The 1,124-nt window shown below is 48.1% G+C and carries 2 pseudogenes; both read right to left on the bottom strand.

Features of this window, described 5'->3' with window-relative positions:
* Positions 1 to 415 (bottom strand): annotated as a pseudogene (locus CIK04_RS28665) (biotin/lipoyl-binding protein); the annotation flags it as partial.
* A pseudogene (locus CIK04_RS28660) lies at positions 412 to 1,124 on the bottom strand (TolC family protein); the annotation flags it as partial. The pseudogenes CIK04_RS28665 and CIK04_RS28660, both read right to left, overlap by 4 nt.

The following is a 1,124-nucleotide window of genomic DNA, read 5'->3' as shown; positions in this document are numbered from 1 at the left end:
CGTTATACAGATTGTTGACGCGTTGGTAGGTCTTCTCCATCAAATCTGCAGCGGCTTTGGCTTTTAGCCATTGGTCTTTCGCTGCTTGAATCTGTTGGCTACGAGCTCCTTTTTCGGCTTCTTGAGCGAGGGCGCCTGCCGCTTTTTCACCGGCTTTCGCTTGTTCGAGCTTGGCTTCGATTTCTGGGCTATGCAGGGTAAAAACCAGTTGCCCCTTGGTGATATTTTCCCCTTTACGCACTAAGACTTGAATCGATACGGCCTGGTACTTTAGACGAAATACTGTACTGCTGCGCTTCAATCATGCCTTGCAGCGGACTGCGTCTGGTTGATAGGCTTGATAAAAGCTGTAACCGACCCAGCTCACGACACCGACGGCACAACAGTGAACAGCAAACAGGTTTAATGATTTCATAGTGACGCCTCTTGAGTCGGTTGGTAAGCAGATGATTGATATTGATTGAAGCTATTCATTTCGCTACTGAGCGCCAATAACTTGGTCAAAGAGAGTAGGTAGCGAAATCGTGCGGCAGATTGCTGGGTTTCGACGCTCGCGCGATAGAGCTGCGCATCAACCACTTCCAAAGAGGTGGATAGGCCTTGGTTGAACGCTTTTTCTCTTAAATCTAGGTTCTCTTTGGGCTAGGCGAAGTACTTGATTCAAGGCCGATGACTTCGTCGATGGCTTGTTGCGTCTCAAATAAGGTTTTTTGTTTCCAGACGGAAAGATCTTCTTTCGCTTGTGCTTTGAGAGATTGAACTTGAGAGACCATACTGTTGGCAGCCTTCACTTTGTCACTGCGGCCAGTGTTTTCCAATAGCGGAATATTCACGCCCACACCAACCAGCCAATCAGGCTTCATCTCACTGGCTAACGAATCATCTTCGTAAAGGCTGTATCTCGTAAAGATAGACCTCAGGGTCATGTATTCCCTTTCTCAGTCTTTGATCAGCGCGCTGGCTTGTTTCTCTTTTGCACTGAGTAAATCCAATCCTGGGTAGGTAGCGAGTGTCTGCTCAGTAAAGGCGGAGAGTGGAGGAAGATGTTGGYTGATGAAGAGCCCTTCAGCGGGTTCGACCATGTCATTTTGTGCCAAGATTTTGCTCAAGGCTGATTGCGCGAT

Source organism: Vibrio sp. 03_296, from assembly GCF_002265885.1.
This window is presented reverse-complemented; position numbering and strand designations above follow the sequence as displayed.